Source organism: Flavobacterium sp. KMS (genome assembly GCF_000813005.1).
GTDB lineage: Bacteria > Bacteroidota > Bacteroidia > Flavobacteriales > Flavobacteriaceae > Flavobacterium.
In genome coordinates, this window is sequence record NZ_JSYP01000038.1 from 12,657 (window position 1) to 30,211 (window position 17,555).

At 30.3% G+C, this 17,555-nt stretch carries 20 protein-coding genes, 1 tRNA gene and 1 pseudogene; 21 read left to right on the forward strand and 1 reads right to left on the reverse strand.

Annotated features, from left to right (window positions below; genetic code table 11):
• Positions 1-304: 304 nt before the first annotated feature.
• The 19 genes from OA93_RS23330 to OA93_RS23420 all read left to right on the forward strand — a co-directional run bounded on the left by OA93_RS23330 (position 305) and on the right by OA93_RS23420 (position 16,001).
• Positions 305-1,528, forward strand: coding sequence for a site-specific integrase (locus OA93_RS23330; protein WP_039116609.1), 1,224 nt, complete (start codon positions 305-307; stop codon positions 1,526-1,528).
• Positions 1,516-2,895 carry a hypothetical protein gene (locus tag OA93_RS23335; protein ID WP_039116611.1) on the forward strand — a complete coding sequence of 460 codons (1,380 nt, stop codon included), beginning with the start codon at positions 1,516-1,518 and terminating at the stop codon, positions 2,893-2,895. The genes OA93_RS23330 and OA93_RS23335 overlap by 13 nt, the downstream gene beginning before the upstream one ends.
• 136 nt (positions 2,896-3,031) lie before the next feature.
• Complete coding sequence (locus OA93_RS23340) at positions 3,032-3,313, forward strand: helix-turn-helix domain-containing protein (protein ID WP_039116613.1); 282 nt, start codon at positions 3,032-3,034, stop codon at positions 3,311-3,313.
• A 326-nt stretch (positions 3,314-3,639) separates the two neighbouring features.
• Positions 3,640-4,851, forward strand: coding sequence for a primase-helicase family protein (locus OA93_RS23350; protein ID WP_039116618.1), 1,212 nt, complete (start codon positions 3,640-3,642; stop codon positions 4,849-4,851).
• 204 nt (positions 4,852-5,055) lie between these two features.
• A complete protein-coding gene (locus OA93_RS23355; protein WP_039116621.1) occupies positions 5,056-5,916 on the forward strand; it encodes a toprim domain-containing protein in 861 nt (286 codons plus the stop codon).
• A gap of 129 nt (positions 5,917-6,045) precedes the next feature.
• Positions 6,046-6,342, forward strand: a complete 297-nt coding sequence (locus OA93_RS23360; protein WP_039116642.1) for a hypothetical protein — start codon at positions 6,046-6,048, stop codon at positions 6,340-6,342.
• Between the two features lies 1 nt (position 6,343).
• Positions 6,344-7,450, forward strand: a complete 1,107-nt coding sequence (locus tag OA93_RS23365; RefSeq protein WP_052259588.1) for a hypothetical protein — start codon at positions 6,344-6,346, stop codon at positions 7,448-7,450.
• On the forward strand, positions 7,447-7,779 hold the full coding sequence (locus OA93_RS23370) for a hypothetical protein (RefSeq protein WP_039116624.1): 333 nt from the start codon (positions 7,447-7,449) through the stop codon (positions 7,777-7,779). Before OA93_RS23365 ends, OA93_RS23370 begins: the two co-directional genes overlap by 4 nt.
• A 1-nt stretch (position 7,780) precedes the next feature.
• Entirely contained in the window at positions 7,781-9,700 is a 1,920-nt protein-coding gene (locus OA93_RS24350; RefSeq protein ID WP_052259589.1) for a type IV secretion system DNA-binding domain-containing protein, read from the forward strand.
• 45 nt (positions 9,701-9,745) lie between these two features.
• Positions 9,746-10,291 carry a conjugal transfer protein TraO gene (locus OA93_RS24355; protein WP_052259590.1) on the forward strand — a complete coding sequence of 182 codons (546 nt, stop codon included), beginning with the start codon at positions 9,746-9,748 and terminating at the stop codon, positions 10,289-10,291.
• Positions 10,292-10,328: 37 nt separating this feature from the next.
• On the forward strand, positions 10,329-10,823 hold the full coding sequence (locus OA93_RS23385) for a hypothetical protein (RefSeq protein WP_039116627.1): 495 nt from the start codon (positions 10,329-10,331) through the stop codon (positions 10,821-10,823).
• A gap of 25 nt (positions 10,824-10,848) precedes the next feature.
• Entirely contained in the window at positions 10,849-11,430 is a 582-nt protein-coding gene (locus tag OA93_RS23390) for a GIY-YIG nuclease family protein (RefSeq protein ID WP_039116629.1), read from the forward strand.
• Between the two features lie 105 nt (positions 11,431-11,535).
• Positions 11,536-11,772 (forward strand): hypothetical protein, encoded by a 237-nt coding sequence (locus OA93_RS23395; protein ID WP_131474525.1) that lies wholly within the window; start codon positions 11,536-11,538, stop codon positions 11,770-11,772.
• 75 nt (positions 11,773-11,847) lie between these two features.
• Positions 11,848-12,114: a hypothetical protein gene (locus tag OA93_RS23400; RefSeq protein ID WP_052259591.1), complete on the forward strand. Its 267-nt coding sequence runs from the start codon at positions 11,848-11,850 to the stop codon at positions 12,112-12,114.
• Positions 12,104-12,583 carry a hypothetical protein gene (locus OA93_RS24360; protein WP_052259592.1) on the forward strand — a complete coding sequence of 160 codons (480 nt, stop codon included), beginning with the start codon at positions 12,104-12,106 and terminating at the stop codon, positions 12,581-12,583. Before OA93_RS23400 ends, OA93_RS24360 begins: the two co-directional genes overlap by 11 nt.
• A 271-nt stretch (positions 12,584-12,854) precedes the next feature.
• Entirely contained in the window at positions 12,855-13,028 is a 174-nt protein-coding gene (locus OA93_RS25235; RefSeq protein WP_165572138.1) for a hypothetical protein, read from the forward strand.
• 233 nt (positions 13,029-13,261) lie between these two features.
• On the forward strand, positions 13,262-14,479 hold the full coding sequence (locus OA93_RS23410; protein WP_039116632.1) for a hypothetical protein: 1,218 nt from the start codon (positions 13,262-13,264) through the stop codon (positions 14,477-14,479).
• A complete protein-coding gene (locus OA93_RS23415; RefSeq protein WP_039116634.1) occupies positions 14,476-15,027 on the forward strand; it encodes a hypothetical protein in 552 nt (183 codons plus the stop codon). Before OA93_RS23410 ends, OA93_RS23415 begins: the two co-directional genes overlap by 4 nt.
• A 236-nt stretch (positions 15,028-15,263) precedes the next feature.
• Complete coding sequence (locus tag OA93_RS23420; protein ID WP_039116636.1) at positions 15,264-16,001, forward strand: hypothetical protein; 738 nt, start codon at positions 15,264-15,266, stop codon at positions 15,999-16,001.
• Positions 16,002-16,088: 87 nt separating this feature from the next.
• Here the strand turns inward: OA93_RS23420 and OA93_RS23425 are convergent.
• Positions 16,089-16,168: transfer RNA gene (locus OA93_RS23425), tRNA-Leu, on the reverse strand.
• A gap of 226 nt (positions 16,169-16,394) precedes the next feature.
• On the opposite strand from OA93_RS23425, the gene OA93_RS23430 reads away from it, so the two are divergent.
• On the forward strand, positions 16,395-17,336 hold the full coding sequence (locus OA93_RS23430) for a ribose-phosphate pyrophosphokinase (protein ID WP_039116638.1): 942 nt from the start codon (positions 16,395-16,397) through the stop codon (positions 17,334-17,336).
• 135 nt (positions 17,337-17,471) lie between these two features.
• Positions 17,472-17,555: pseudogene (locus OA93_RS24885) on the forward strand (50S ribosomal protein L25); the annotation flags it as partial.

The window sequence follows — 17,555 nt, forward strand, 5'->3', positions numbered from 1 at the left end:
ATTTAAACAGGGCAAATTAAATCTATAATATGGACTTTAAAAAACTCGAAAAAGATGAAATTAGCTTTATCAAAAACAGTCTAAAACCAAAAAAACCTCTTCTTTCGAAGAGGTTTTTGTACCCGGAGCCGGAGTCCGTTAATACTTTAGTTATTTTTACCTGTTTTTAGTCTTCTTTTTATTGCTATATTTGAGATAGATATAGTGCGGAAAGGATTTTTTTCTTAGTTTTTTCAACTTTTAAAATCAAAATAAACCACCTTTTTAGCCACCCTTTATTATAATTTAATCCGTTTTAGCTAGAATGAAAGTGATTTTTGAACTAAGGAAAGAGAAAATAACATCAAATGGACTAATCCCAATTCAGTTTGTTGTTAGAGCAGAAGGAATTAGAATAAGAAAGAATGTAGGTGTTAGTACCAAAGAAATCTATTGGACAGGCTCTAGAATAAAACCTAATTTAAAAAAGGAAGAGTCTAATAATTATCAATTCATTAATGATGAATTACAAAGAATTGAATCGAAAGTAAATGATGTTTTTTTCTTTTTCAGGGCAAATAAGATACCTTTCTCAAAAGAAAAATTCTTAGAGCAGTATGAATCTAAAGAAATCAAAATAAACTCTGAATTTGATTTTTTTGGATGTTTTGATGAATATTTATTGTCGGGTTCATTATCCAAAGCCTATAACACAATAAAAGCGCAGAAAACAATAAAAGGTTATTTACAATCTTTTCAGAATGAAACAGGGTTCAATATTTCATTTAATAAAATTGATAATATATTTTATGAAGAATTAATGAAATATTCTTTTTTCGAGAAGAAGATTAAGAATAACTATTTTGCAAAGATAATAGCCGTTTTAAAGTCCTTTTTAAAATGGTGTACAGACAAAGGTTACAACAATCTTAGAGAATTCGAGAAGTTTAAAGGAATAGAGCATGATGTAGATATTATTTATTTGACACATGATGAATTAATGCAGTTGTATAATTATGACTTCGAAAATTCAAGACTAAACCACACTAAAGACTTTTATTGTATGGGTTGCTTTACTGGACTTCGGTTTTCCGATTTGTCACAGTTACATCAAGCAAATATTACGGAAACTCATATTAATATCTCAATTCAAAAGACAAGAACTCAAAACCACATTATAAGACTGAATAAGTTTTCTAAAGAGATATTAGATAAATATCAAGGAACAATCTATGAACCATTGCCCTCTATATCAATGCAAAAATTTAATGATTACATTAAAGAATGTTGTCAGATAGTTGGAATTGATAAACCGACAACAATAACAGGATTCGTAGGAACAAAGAAAATTCAGAATACCTTACCAAAATATCAGTTGATTACTAGCCATACTGCACGAAAGACATTTATAACCAACTCTTTATTACTTGGTATGGAGCCAAAAGCAATTAAAAAGATTGCGAATATTAAAAAAGATGCCGTTTTAGATAAGTATCTGAAAATTACCGAAGAATACACTGATGAACAAATGGACAAATGGAACAAGTAAGACAATCCTTCTTTTTTAATCACGCTATAAAAGACAATTCTTTTATGGAAAGTTTTGATTCTTATTCTTCGAAATTTCCCGAAGATATTAGGCAATTAAATTTTTATATAGACAATACTTTTTTAGATCCATATTCAAGGGTATTTCTACTTATAAGGATATATGAGCAATTTATTCAAAAACATAAAGAATTACTTTCTGAAAAGGACAAACATATAAAATCTGTTTTTTATGAAATACTCAAAATCGGTAATTTTGGTTTTAGATATAAAATAAAAAGCGAAAAAGATTTAATCGTATTACTAAATATTAGTATTCCTTTGTTTATAAATTATCAATTGCGCTCAATCGTTCAAAGAAAGGAGTTGTCAAAACTATTATATGGTACAATTCAACCACCTAATAATCAATGCTTTTTAATTAATGATTTTGAATTATTATGCTTGTCTCATTTTATTTTGACCTCTCCCCAATTAGAGACTATTTTAATTAACGATATTACGAATATTAACAAGGAACTTTCAGAGCATGAGTACAAAGAGAAAGTAACAGATTCTTCCATATTATTGATAAAGCTTGAAGCTAGTGAGAGAGAAGCATCAATAAGAACTAATATCGATGTTTTTTGTATTTATTATATGGACTATTATATGGGTCGCTTTATGAGCAGTTCTATGGATTCTTGTTGGGATACTGATTGGAATAGTGATTGGGGGAATTATGACGCCGAGTATGAAGACAAATTCCATGATAAAGAATTAACTTATGATAATTCATATGAACAACAAATTCCGGAGTTATTTCAAACCTATTTTTTAAATAGAGGGAAAATAGACGAATTAGATCACAGGTTTGTTATCGATATTCCTAAAATAATTGGTACTAGAAGTGAAGAAAAACAAAAAAACGTGTTTTTAGAATCTGAAATATTTAAAAAATCAATTCAATCTAAAATTACGATTCATTCAACTTTCAAGTTGGCAGATAAAATATTTAAGAAATACTTCGAGCTTAATTTACCGAACAATAGATATAAAGTAATCTATCCAAATTTTAGATATTTTTTAAAAGAATTGTTTAATAATGACATAATAAATAAGGATTTAAAAAAAGTTGAATTAGATGAATTAGAAGTGAGAAACTTAATTGGCTTCTTCAGCGAGTATAAATCAACTAATACTGCTACAAATTTATTCACCTATGAAGTGATTAATCTAATAACTTTTCTAGAACACATTACAGGATTAGAAGCTAAAATTTCTACATGGGATAAAGCACATAGAGATAAAAAAAGCAAACCAAATAAAGATTGTAAAAGAGAGATAAACACCATTTTGGATCAATATCCGAGAGATAAAAAATGGTGATTTATAATCCATTAACAATCAATTAATTACAAGTAATTTAAATCCGTTTTTTAGCGGATTTTTTTTTGCCCTATTGCTTTTCTGAATTTTACAGTATTAAAAAAAACGTTAATACTAATTAAAAATAAGTAAAGCTATGTCGGTACTATTGTATTCCCACAGTAAACAAGATCTAGAAAAAGTTGTCGAAATTATCCTTAGTAAAGTACAGAATTTTCAACTTTCGAAATCTTCAAATGAGTCTCAGAAAGAAGACTTAATTTCTCAAAAAGAGGCTTGCAAATTTTTAAATATTTCTCTTCCGACTATTATTACCTGGAGAAAAGAGAAAGATTTACCACACTACAATTATAACGGAAGATATTTCTATTCTGAGAAAGAGCTTCTAGAATATGGCAAAAAACATAATCACAAGTAAGGTTTTGTTTACCTGTTACCTCATTTTTAATCTAAAATCATTTTTTATGGAAACTAAAACAATCAAATTGTTAGTACTTGTAAGCGTATTTCTTTCACTTGCAATAGTTCAAATTTTCTTCTTGTTTAACTATGAATATAAGCCTTTTCCCGAAGTGCCAGCATTTGTAATGGTCTTAAACAGCATCGTTATTGTCCTTTATTCAAAGGCCATAAAAAACAATTTAAACGAAAAATAGTAAAAAAAGAAAGCGTCACAATTCTGCCAAATTGTAACGCTTCAATAACTTATTGTATACCACAAATATACAAAAAAACTCATTGTATATGAAAGACTATTTAAGAATAGGAACGACCTACTACAAGAAAAGTTTGTATCCCAATAATTTAGGAGAAGGCATTGAAATACTTATTCCTTGGAGTTCAGAGCTGATTAGACAAGACCATGGTAAAAATGCTCTGTCTGAAGTAGAAATTTATGATGGGTTCGTTTGTCTTCCTGAGAACAGAAGAGAATTTTACAAAAAGAGAATTTTGGATTACTATAATACATATCATATTCTAAGTAAAATACCTAAAGAAGGAGATATTACTAATAGTATGATTATGTTGAAGCATATATTTCAAGACCAACTAGAATTCGGAATAGATTATGTTCAACTGTTATACTTAAAACCCTCGCAGATATTGCCCATTTTATGCTGTGTTTCCAACTTTAGGAATACTGGCAAGTCATCGTTTCTAAAGTGGTTAAAAGAAATTTTTGAATACAATCTTACTTATATTACTAATGACTCTTTTGCAAGCAATTTCAACGCAGATTGGTCTTCTAAATTACTGATCTGTATCGACGAGGTGCTTTTTAAAACTGATGAACTTACGGAACGTATAAAATATCTCTCTACAACAAACGTAAGTAAAGTGGAATCAAAGGGTAAAGACAGGAAAGAAGTCTACTTTTTTGGGAAATTTATAATGTGCTCAAATAATGAGTATAATTTCATAAAAATAGATGCAGAAGAAACAAGGTTTTGGGTAAGGAAAATAGAAGTTTTAAAATATGATGATGTTCATTTTTTGGATAAACTAATAAGTGAAATCCCCGCCTTTTTATATTTCTTGTCTAATCGAAAACTTTCCACAGAAAATAAATCTAGAATGTGGTTTACTCCTCAACAGATTAAAACTAACGCCTTAGAAAAATTAGTAAAATTCAATTCCAGTAAGTTAGAAGTTGAACTGGCAAGTGTTTTTGTCAATACTATGGATAGCTTAGATGTTGAAATAATACAATTCTGTTTTTCTGATTTATTGAATTTTCTAAACAAGTTCAAAATCAAACACGATGCTAATGAAATAAAAAAAATAATTCGCAATGACTGGAAGCTACAACAACAATCTAATTCAAATCAATATCAAAAAATCACTATTACAAATGATTTAGATTTTTATCAAAATTTGAGTAAAGGAAGATACTATACTGTTTCTAGAGAATTTTTATCCAAAAATTTTGATGATTTGATGACAAAGAGAGATTAGACCCTTATTCACAACCTTTTACACTGTCATCACTTTGTCATCAAAAAAAATAGTGATGACAAAAAAATGATGAAGCATTATGAATAGTGATGAATTGATGACAAGATGATGATTGAAGATTCTTAGAATACATAAAGGCTAAGAGTAGTTTGTCATCAATTCATCACTTTTTGAAACATTTTTAACCCTAGAAAAATTACAGCCATGAATACTACTCAAGCAAAAGAAATCTCAATAGAAAAAGTTCTTCAAAATTTAGGCTGTGAGCCGACAAAATTTAATGAAAATGAATCTTGGTATCTAAGTCCATTTAGAATTGAAAAAACAGCTTCTTTTAAGCTAAATAGGAAGATTAATCGATGGTTTGACCACGGCGAACAAAAAGGAGGTAATGTAATTGACTTTGTAATTGAAAAATTCGGATTTAATGTTACTGAAGCTTTGAGTTATCTAGACAAATTTGACACTTTTTTTTCTTTTCAAAAGCAAGTTTTTGAGACTCCAACTAAAGAGAAAGATAATGACAGCCATATCGAAAAAACAATACCAGTTCAGCATTTGGCATTAATTCAATATTTAAAAAGCAGAGGTATTACCAAGTTTCAAACAGAGAACAATTTAAAAGAGGTTCATTATACCATCAAGGATAGAAAATATTTTGCGATAGGTTTTGAAAATAGAAGTGGCGGTTTTGAAATTCGCTCTAAGTATGCGAAAATCTGTTTAGGTAAAAAGGACATAACATTGATTTCAAACCAATCTCAAATATTGAGAATATTCGAAGGCTTTTTTGATTACCTCTCATTTAGCCAAATCAGAGATAATAAAAAGCTGGAGCAATCTGATTATCTCATTTTAAATTCTGTCGCATTGATTACTAAAAATTTATCGGTTTTGAAAGATTACAAAGTAATTGAACTTTATCTAGATAATGACACTCAAGGACATAAATATACCAATGTTATCTTAGGAAAATTTGAGAACGCAATTGATTTTATAGGGTTCTTCTATCCTTTTAAAGACTTAAACGAATGGCTTTTGGCATGCAATTTAGAGGTTCTCTAAACGTCCAAATCATCGAGGATGTGTCATTGTGGTCACAAATTGCTACGCATTTGCACCACAACGACAATCTCGTTTTGCGCCCGATGGTTGCAAAAAAGAAAACTCAATATTCAATCTAAATCCTTAAAAATGAAAGACCAATTAATCAAATTTAGAGTTACAAAAATTGAAAGTTTAATCATTAAAAAGAAAGCTTCGAACTCTGGGGTTTCTGTTTCTGAATTAATGAGAGGGATTGCATTAGGATATAAATTATCAGCCAAATTAACTCCTGAAGAAATTGAATGTTATCAATTATTATCAAAATACGCTGATAATTTTAGGCGAATTTCAAACCTATTTAAACTCGGAGATACGACAGGGGTAAAACAAGAATCCTTAGCAACAAGCAAATTAATTAGGGAACACTTATTAAAATTAAAATGACATGATTGGATTAGCAACATCTTGTAATGGTGGTGGAGCATTGGCTAATTATGTACTTGACGAAAATAAAGGATATGAGCTTGACAGAAATCTGCTATGTGGTTTAACTCCAAAAGAAATGGTGGAGGAAATGAAGATGATTCAGAATTTAAACCAAAGAGCTACTAATAAAACTTTTAGTTTGGTATTGTCTCCACACTCAGAGGACGGGAAAACATTGTCTGACGAACAATTAAAAACAATAACTCGATCCTATTTAAACAAACTCGGAATCGATACAGAAAAACAGCAATATGTAGCTTTTGTGCATGATGTTGAAAAAAAAGCAAAACACATTCATATTATCGCAAACCGAGTTCAACCAAATGGGAAGCTAATTTCAGATAAGCACATTGGCAAGAGAGCACAATGGATAGCACATCATCTGGCAAAAGAGCACCAATTAATTTCAGCGAAAGAAAGAATGTTTGAGAATGTTAAAAACATCGAAAAAGTTACTGATAGTTTAAAAACAGAAATCTATAAAAAACATCAGGAAGTTTTAAAACAAAAACCTCAAAGTTTTCAAGATTACATTAAGCAAATGGATTTGAAAGGATTAGAACTAAAACCAACGATAAATAAACAAGGGCAGATTCAAGGTTTTAGGATTTTAGACAAGGAAACAAAAAACGATTTTAAAGCTAGTGAAATACATCGTTCTATGTCAGCTAGCAATTTAATAAAAGGGGGCTTAAAAAACGACTTAAATCATAATCTCGATACTACTCTGAAACGTGTGCAGAGCAAGCAGATATCAAAAAGCCATTCCAATAAAAACTTAGGTAATACAATTCCAAAAGGAATTAAAAAAGAAATAAGTCAATTGAGCAGGAACGGAACTAAATCAGTTGCTCAGGTATTAGGAAAACAAAAAATCACTAAGGAAGAATTTAAATATATAAAAGATGTACAGAATCCATTGATAAAAGTCGAGATGAAGAATACTGAAGAAGAACGTTTAGGCTCAATTTCAAAAGACATAGAATACGCAAAAAACCTTCAAAAACTTGAAGACTCTCTAATAGAAAAACCAAATAATAACTTAAAATTAGAATTAGATAGATGAAAAACATTGAGATAGTGGCGGAAATCATCGCTGATGAAACCAAAAAACTAGAAAAACTAGTTTCAGAACAATCAAGTTTAGTAAAGGAATTTTCTATCTGTCTGGAAAAAGCAGAAAAAATTGAAATAGAACCAAGAACTGAACGCCTTGAAGAAATCATAAGTCACTGGAATCTATTATTCACACGGCAAAAGAATCAAATTCAAGAGTTGCAAAACACTCAGAGGGAGGAAAACAAAAAGCAAAGATTAGGAACATACATTTTACTGATTTTGACAATAACCTTACTGTTTTCAATTCTATTAATATTAACATTTAAAACGATATAATATGGCAGATCATGGTTTTAGCATTGGGGAAGCAAACACACTTGTGGGTATTATTGGAAAAATATTGAAAGTAATTTTTCTTATTTCGGTAGTGTCAAGCATAATAATTTTGGAAATTCATTTGTTTGGATTTTCTATAACTAATTTATGGACTGACTCTTATAGTTTTCAATTAAAGGGATTAAAGCCAGATTATTTAGCAAATGGGTATAACAACTTTTTGTTTCTGTTTTCAAAATTCGTAGCTAGTAAGATGCCATATTGGGCAAACTTTGGAGTGATATTATGTATTCCCTCGATAGTTTATGTTTCATTTTATCATGCGAAACAAAAGCGATTTCCTAGAATAATTATTAGCACTTTAATCAATAACATTTTAATAGTCTTTTTAATTGCTTTATTAGGAAAATTATTAAGCACACTTATTGGAAATTTTGGAGCAATAATCTGTCTAACTCCTATTCTATATACGGTTTATCTATTAAAATTTAAAAATAGAATCAAACCATCTCAAGTCGAGAAATTCAAAAAAGAAAAGTCTGAAAAAGAAGATGACGGTTTCACTTTTAAAACAAATAAAGGCTTAATAAGATTAGACAACCCGTTCAGAGGATTTTTCGTGCAAGGAGGTGCGGGATCAGGAAAAACAGCTAGTGTTTTCGACGCTATTATTCGGCAAATTGGGCTGAAAGGTTTCTCAGGAATATTGTACGATTTTAAAAGTCCAGAATTGACACATAAAATTTACTTAAGTTTTGAGAACACCATGATTAAAGTCAAAAATATTGATTTTAAACAACCTTTATTGAGTGATCGTGTAAATCCTATACATCCAAAATATTTGACTAAAGCAGCTATTGCAAATGAGTATAGTCAGGTTATCATTAACAATCTTTTGCCTGAATCAATTAAGAAAATGGATTTTTGGCTTAGTAGTGCTAAAAATATATTAGCATCTGTTATTTGGTGGTTAAGACAAAAGCATCCCGATATATGTACACTACCACATGTGATATCATTTATTGTACAGACACCAATTGATATTTTAGTTCAAAACATATCGGAAGATTACGAAGCTGGTGGAATGATAGCATCACTCAGAGAATCTATAGATAGAGGTTCGGAGCGTACGGTTGCGGGAATGCTTTCGACTCTTCAAAATGCTTTGTCGGTTCTTAATACTCCTGATATATTTTGGATTCTCTCGAGTAACGATGTCGATTTGCATTTAAATAATCCCGAAAACCCTCAATTCCTTTGTCTTGGGAATGATTCGACATTACCTAATGTTTACACTCCTGCAATCTCGCTTATTATTTCGGTAGCTCTGAAGCAAATGAATCAACCGAATCAGCAAAAATCAGTTGTATTATTAGATGAAGCTCCAACGGTTTTCATTCCGAATATCGAACAGATTCCAGCCACAGCACGTTCAAATAAAATCGCTACAGTATTTGGAGTGCAGGACTATGCTCAACTAGCCGATAAATATGGGGAAGAAAAAGCCCAAGTAATTATTTCAAACTTAGGGAATCAATTCTTCGGAAGGACTACAAATTACAAAACTGCTGAAATGGTTCAAAATCTATTTAGTAAGAAAGATGAAGTATTTACGTCAAAAAGTACTGGCGATGGAACTAGTGGAAAGTTTGTGCATTTAGGAAGTAATACCAGTTCAGGAACTAGCGAAAATATACAGGAACGAAATCGCGTAAAAATTAGCGACATAGTCAATTTAGCGCAAGGAGAGTTCTACGGCATCATAGCAGAGGGAAGTCCACGAGAGTTTTTAAAAACTCAATTTTTAAGAGACGAGATAAAAGGGAAATATATCAATCAGAAAATCCCAACAAGCGAAAGTATGATGCAAGAGAATTACTTTAAAATCATTGCAGAATGCAAAGAAATTATATCAAGCTAAAAATAAGTATTCAAATCAATTTTTATAAATTAAAATCAATTACACATGAAAAAAACTAAATTATTTCTTGGGGTATTATTACTATCAGCTTTTACGAAAGGCTATTCCCAAACCTACAAAAATGCTTTTGGTGTTAGCATTGGGGCAACACAGGACGGTTATGGTGTTATGCTTAGTCATAATTATTTTATTAACGACAGAAATTCAATTTCGGCTTCTATTCTTGCAACCGATGCTAAATACAAAGTCGGAGAAGATAAAATAGGTTACAACGACATTACGCTTAATTTGGGTTATTCTGTCCCCCTGTATCTTACTCAAAACAGGAAATTCGGAATAGTCTTAGGGAGCGGTGTAGTACTTGGCTACGAAATAGTCAACCATAATAAAGACATGAATTTAAGCAATGGCAGTTTGATTTTGGACGAATCAAAATTCATTTACGGGGCTTATGCGGGATTAGACTTTGACTACCTTATTAATGATAGAACAACGCTTTTTATAAAAGTAAACGAGTATTATCATGCTAATTCAGATTTAGGAAAATTTGTTCCGTTTGCAGGAATTGGATTAAGATATTATACCAATTAAATAGATTAAATAAACAATATAATTATATATAATAAAGATGAAAAAAAATATTAGAAAAATCGGAATGTTAATGATAATATTTTCTTTAATGGCTTGCACCAAAGAAGTAGATGTTTTAGAGCCAAAACTAGCAGGCTCTTACAAGATTAAATCAATTATAACAGATTTACCCGTCGATTTAGACAAAGATGGAGTTGCTAATACAGATATGAGTAAAGAAAAAGACCGTGGACATTGTCGTTTTGATGATACTTTTTCATTCAACGATGGTAACAAAGGGATTTGGGCTGATGGTTCCGATATATGTAGTAATGCCTTAGAGCCTTCCGACGATGATTTTAATTACATGTATGATAAGGCAAAAAAAACCATTTCTATGGAAATATTTCACAAAGGAGAAAAAGAAAGTGAGCTTTTAGAACTTACAGATGTTTTTGTCAGCTACAAGGACGGAAGACAAATACTTAAATTTAGTTTCTACGACGAACGTTATACTAACAGAATAGTAACGTACTATCTTGTATCTGAATAAATAAACTAACCTAAACAATTAAAAAATGGATTTATACTTTATAAAAATATTAGACCAACAAAAAATAAAGGTTGGTATCTCGGAGAATGCTAAAAAAAGAATAGTGACTATTCAAAATGCAGGAGGATATCCTGATAACCAAATATCTTCAACTATTTTTCCTTATTCAGGACAATTTGAAAGCACTCTGAAAATATTATTTCAAGATTATCAAATAAAGGGTGAATGGTTTGAGTACAAAGGACTCGTGGAATTTTTTCATAAAAAAATTCAATTTGAAAACAAAATTGATTTGAATATGATTCGCACTCTGCCAAAAAAATTCCTCAATTCAATAGATTTTAATTTAGATAAAGAAAGTCAGAAAATAGAAAAAACTATACAAAAACAACAATCTGACAAAGGGAGATTGGTAATAAAAGGTGATATTTTTAATTTATCAAAAGAGGAACTAGAAATGATAAAAAAAGGAGAAACAGTATATTTATATGACAATTTTGTTGACTTCTTTAACGGAAAGACTTTTATTACTTGGGAGTTTGAAGATAAACGGCATATTGTACAAGCTTTTTTAAAAAAACTAGGCGTAGAGTTTAAACGGCTGTAAGGAAAGGGATTCTCTGAATATTGCAATATTTAGAGAATCCTAAATCTAATTTTTTTGACACTTTACACATTAAAAAAAATAATTAATTCTGTAAAAAAAGGAACTATGAGTAGTATCACATTAACAAAGCTTTACGATTTATTAACTGAAAAGGTAGGAAAAGAAACAGCTTTAAGTTTGACTTCTTACATTGAACGAAAAATAGACAAAGAAGCAGAGCAAAATAGGAGCGACTTAATAGCTAAGAAAGATTTAGAAAAACGATCAAGATGGATGCTAGGCATATTTATTATCCTTTCATTAATGATATTTGGTTTATTTATTGCCATTTTATTAAAATAAAATTTAAAGTCCTGCTTCGGTAGGATTTTTTTGCTTGAACTACTAATTTTTAAAGTAATTAAAAAAAAATAATTTATGAAATGGGAAACAATAGAAACCGAAGAAAATTACAATAAAGCTGTAATACGAGCTATTGAGATTTTTCACGCTGAACCAAATACACCTGAAGATGATGAACTAGGAATTTTATGCTTATTAATTAAAGATTATGAAGACAGACATTATCTAATACTTGAATTAGATGTTCTAGAAAATATTAAAAATGGATTGGAGGAAATGAAACAATCTAAAAAAGGTAATTTGAAAACTACTCCTGCTAAAGATTTTTTGAATGAGTTATGAAACTGGGCAATCCTTAAAACTGAAAAAGATGTTAAATAAAGAATTTGAAGTAGCTGAAAAAAGAATGAATGAGATATTAAACATAGCTACTCAAAAAGGTGGTTTTGCTTTTTTAACCCCTGATGAAGATTTAGAATTGGATACGGTTTCTAGTATAGTTAAGAGTTACGAAGACGTACATTTTATTATTGGTACACCTCAAACAATGTATAATAAAAGCAAACCAAACATTGCATTTATTGAAATAGGTAATGATGGAACTTATAGCGTGTATATTGAAAATAGCACATTAAATTATGGAATTCATGGAAATGGTAAAACAGTAAAAGAAGCTCTAGAAGATTTCTTTAATTCATATAAGGAAATGAAAGAATTTTACAGTGAAAAGGGAAAGGAATTTATCGAAGCTACTTTTGAGTTTAAGTACGATGTGGCTTCTTTTCTAGAGTATTATGGAAAAAAATGTTAAGCTGTATAACTAAATAACGTGAAAAGCTATTCCGGATCTTTTCTTCAGGAAGGCAAAATGACGTGAAAACAAGAACCAGGAACGAGCTGCAGAAACCCAAAATAACGTGAAAATAGAAAAGGCGCTTATAGCTGGCCAATTAAAAACAATGTAAAAATTAAAACTTGCACATTTGCACTTGTAGAATTAGAGAAGATGATAACGAATGAATATTATATATAAATAATTAGTATATATGATATAATTACATTGTTTTAAGTAATATTTAATTATGAAAATAGGAGATAAAGCCATTGTAGATCCAAAATTAACAGGGTTGGATGTATGGATTGAAGGAGAGGTAATTGACGTTGAAAATAACCCTTTCAAAGGAATTGTTATCGCTATTAAGGACAAATTAGGTCGTATTTTTTTTGGAGAAGAGAAATATTTTAAATTAGCCTAATTATGTTTGCAATAAGTTTTGATATGGTTATTGTTGACCTTAAAAAAATTACCTCAAGACTAAAACTTGCACATTTGCACTCGTAAAAATTGACAAACTGAAGTTTTAATTACTTATATCAACTCTAGAATAAACAAATCGTCAAAAAGTAAATTTATTTACGGTAAATTTACCGTAAATAATATTTTTAAGCCATTTTTTATATATATTTGTATGGTAAATTTACCGTAGATATGCAAAAGCTAGATATAACTAAAATTTTAGACAAATCCTTTGAGAAAGATTATGTTGCAGAAGATTTGTCTGTTCTCTTTGAGGAAAAGGCAACTCAGTATGGGTTGAGCGTGTCACAAGCAAGAGATTTATTAGGAATTGAATACAAATCTCTTACACCTCTATTAAATGGTACTGCAAAGCAACCTAATTTAATTAATGTACTTAAACTGGCTGACTTCTTAGATATAGATTTAAATGTTTTACTGACCAGTATTGTATCTCAACAAACTCCGGAGAATACTGCAAAACTTCAAGAAGCAAGAAATGTGTCCTTTATCGGGAAAAATTTTGATGTTGAAAGATTGCAAAAAGAAGGGTTATTGCCCAAAAAAGCAGATTCAAATGTGATAGTACAAAAGATACTTGATTTCTTTGGATTTGATTCGATGGCAGAATACGAGGAATTTGACAAAAGGATTTGTAACGTTGCATTTAGTAGTAGTAAAAGGACTTTTGTTGACAAAATGAGGCGATTTTCTATAAACTCAGGATTTAGGCTATTTGAAGCAATTAAAAATCCTTATCCGTATGATGAAAAAAAATTAATTGATTTATTGCCAAAAATAAAACCATATTCCCAAGATGTTGAAAATGGTCTTTTTACGGTTTGTCAGGCTTTGTTTTCACATGGTGTTACAATAATCTTTCAACGACATTTACCTACTACTCAATTCAGAGGAGCAACTTTTTTTATAAATGACAAGCCGTGTATAATTATTACGGACTTCATGAAAAATTATGCTACTATTTGGCGTGTGCTCATGCATGAATTGTATCATGTTATTTTTGATGAAGAAGACATAAAAAAAGAGGGTTATCACTTAACAGGAGAAATGCAATTGACGCTTATTGATGAAGAAGCTCCTGAGAATTTCGCAAGTGATTTTTTTGTAGATAATTCTGAATTTAAATATATCAAACCGCATATATATTCAGAGGTAATGGTTAAAGCCTTTGCTAAGAAAATTAAAGTTCATCCATCTTTAATTTATATGAAATATCAGGTTCATATGGCTACCGTTGAAAATAAGAATTATTGGGGAGCATTTAAAAAGCAATTTCCTAATTATGAATTAGCGGTCAATCGATTAAACCCTATTTCTTGGAAACAAGACAATTCAATTTTAGAAATATCAAAAGCACTTAAAGTAATTTACGAAATAGTAGAGCCATGAAAGAACAGCAGGAACAAGAACAAGAGGGAATTAGAAAAGATGACGCTAAGCACTTTTTAAAGCTACAAATTTTACAAAAGGCGAAAGAATCTAAAGAACGACAGCTATCTATAAATTTAGACACTCAAAACTTTGAAGAGATCGACAAGGTAAAAGAGATTTTAAGTAAGAGTTTTGATGACCCCGAAGAAAAATTTGACTTATACTATAAGGCAATTAGAAAGGTTATTATGAAGTACTTGCCAAAGGGAAAAGAATTTAAAGAAGAGCGTGATATTATATATGAAGAAAAAAACATCTTTTTGACCCGTGGAAAAGCCAAAAACAAGCGTGGTATCAGAGGAGGGGACAGTAGAATGGGGTATAACGACGACATGTATGAATTGGTTAATTTGATTACAGACTGGGTAAGTATGACACAAGACCCTGTTGATTTATATCAAAGAATCTACGATTTAAATGACAAGTACAACTATGGGCATCGACAATATGACGACAGTAGTAAAGATTTTCACAAAGCTATGAGTGAGTCCAAAACAGAGAAATAAGGTTTTAAATTTAGCCTTAATTATTTATATTTTGGCATCCTGCCAACTGGGATACTTGCTTGTTTAATCTTTTAATGTAGTGATACATGGAAACAATTATAGCATTGACGCTTGTTTACTTGATTGTAAAGGCATCAAATAAGGCTAAGTAGAACTTAGTAAAAAAAAAAGAAAGACCGCCATTAATTTGATGGTCTTTTTTGTAAAGATTTATTGTCGAACTGTATTGATAAATTATGAAAATAAAGGAGATAAATGAATTTCTTTTCCACTTTAATAGTGGTTTTAAAATCAAAGAATGGTGTTTTGAAAAAGTAATTTATATTGAAGATTGTAAAGATTATAAATTTTACAATAGCAAGATCTATCATAAAGAACATGATGTGTCACTAGAAAAAGTTATAGGAACTGACCACTTTAGTTATGTTGATAGAAGATGGATTGACCTTTTAGGAAATATGAAGAAATCTAAATCTTACTGGAATAAAGAAAATTTTTTAGAATTCATTAAAACACCTGGATTTTCTAGTGGTTATAGTTATGCTAAATTTGGCGATTCATATTTTGTAGTAGGAGGAAATCACAGAAATTGTGAGGCAAAATTTAGCGAGTTGAAATCTGTAAGAGTACCAGTTACCGAATACATATTAGATGTTGAGATGTTAGATCATTGGAATCTTTTAAATAAAGAAAGATTTCTACCAATAATTGAAGATGGACATAATAGGGTATATTACCGAACATTTAAGTGGACGCTTACAGTTTGTCAGGAAAAAATTATATTTCATGATTTTGAAGCTGTAAAAAGATTTATTACTCATTATAAAAAAATAAAAATGACTATTAAAGAATCATTTTGTTTTTTCCTTCAAGATAATAGGTTGTTGTCGAAAGGAAATGAAGCCTATTATAGAATTTCAGATGATTACAATCAATTAAATTACTTCATTTATAAGCATAAAAAGAATAAATAAAATAAATTCTATTTAAAATCAACCACCTTTTTGACCACCCTAAAAAGAAAAAACCCCTGAAAATCAATTGATTTCAGAGGCTTTAAGTACCCGGAGCCGGAGTCGAACCGGCACGGTTTCCCACAGGTGTTTGAGACCAGCGCGTCTACCAATTCCGCCATCCGGGCTTAGCAGACGAAAAAATAATTAATAAATCAATTATTTTAACGCAATAGAACAGTTTTTATCGTTATAACAAACTCTTGTTCCTTTAACACGGTGCAAATTTATAAAAATATTTTACATTTTCTAACAAAATACTTAAAATTTTCCTTTCAGTGTTCAATAAATTTTATAAATTTGCACCTCGTTAAAACGACGCACACACAACTAACTACAAAACAACAAATTATAATGTCGCACCTAGAACCAGAAGCTAAAATTTTTGCGTGTTCAAAAAGTGTTTATCTTGCCGAAAAAATTGCAAAACAATACGGGATACCGTTAGGTAAGGTTACAATGTCAACTTATAGCGATGGCGAATTTCAGCCATCATATGAAGAGTCTATCAGAGGGTTACGTGTATTTATTGTTTGTTCGACATTTCCAACAGCAGATAATTTGATGGAATTGTTACTTATGATTGATGCAGCAAAACGCGCATCAGCCAGACATATTACAGCTGTAATACCATATTTTGGTTGGGCTAGACAAGATAGAAAAGATAAACCAAGAGTACCGATTGGAGCTAAATTAGTAGCCAATCTATTAGATGCTGCAGGAGCAACAAGAATTATGACAATGGATTTGCATGCAGATCAAATTCAAGGATTCTTCGAGAAACCAGTAGATCATCTTTTTGCTTCAACAATCTTTTTACCATACGTAGAAAGTTTAGGTTTGGAAAATTTAACAATCGCTTCTCCAGATATGGGAGGTTCAAAAAGAGCTTATGCTTATTCTAAATTTTTAGAATCAGATGTAGTGATTTGTTACAAACAAAGAAAAGTTGCCAATATTATCGACACCATGGAATTAATTGGTGAAGTAAAAGGCAGAAACGTAATATTGGTAGACGACATGATCGATACCGGTGGTACATTAGCAAAAGCAGCCGATTTAATGATCGAAAAAGGAGCATTGAGCGTTAGAGCTATTTGTACACATGCTATTCTTTCTGGGGATGCCTATGAGAAAATAGAGAATTCTAAATTAAGCGAGTTAATCGTAACAGATTCAATCCCGCTAAAAAAGGAATCAAAGAAAATAAGAGTGTTGAGTTGTGCACCTCTTTTTGCTGAAGTTATGCACATGGTGCACCACAACAATTCCATTAGTGGAAAATTTATAATGTAAAAATGCAATATGCTTTAGGCTTTAAACCGTAAGCTGTTTCATGATTACAAAAAAAAAAAAAAAAAAGCTTATAAAGCCTGGCGCCTAAAGCTTATAACAATTTGAATATTTATTAATAACTATATTTTTTTTACAATGAAATCGATTACAATTAAAGGATCAGAAAGAGAAAGCGTGGGTAAAGTGTCAACTAAAGCCTTACGTAATGCTGGATTGGTT